The 397-nt window shown below is 44.6% G+C and carries 1 pseudogene; it reads left to right on the forward strand.

The window, feature by feature from the left end:
• Window positions 1–291: pseudogene (gene rho / locus IQR33_RS05120) on the forward strand (transcription termination factor Rho); the annotation flags it as partial.
• Window positions 292–397: the final 106 nt, after the last annotated feature.

Raw genomic sequence — 397 nt, forward strand, 5'->3', positions numbered from 1 at the left:
GGTTCTAAAATGGATGAAGTTATCTACGAAGAGTTCAAGGGTACAGGTAACATGGAACTGCACTTGAACCGTAAGATTGCTGAGAAGCGTGTATTCCCAGCGATTGACTTCAACCGCTCAGGTACACGTCGAGAAGAGCTACTGACGAAGACTGACGAACTACAGAAGATGTGGATTCTGCGTAAGATTGTTCACCCAATGGGCGAAATCGACGCAATGGAATTCCTAATCGACAAGCTAGCGATGACGAAGACCAACGATGAGTTCTTCGATGCGATGCGTCGTCAATAGTCTCAAATAGTCATTCTGCGAAAAGCCACCGTATATCGGTGGCTTTTTTATTGCTTTCTCCCGATAGAAGTATCAGAATGAAGGAAATGTTATCGGGAGGTTAACA

Source organism: Vibrio sp. OPT46, from assembly GCF_015163535.1.
Classification (GTDB): Bacteria; Pseudomonadota; Gammaproteobacteria; order Enterobacterales; family Vibrionaceae; genus Vibrio; species Vibrio alginolyticus.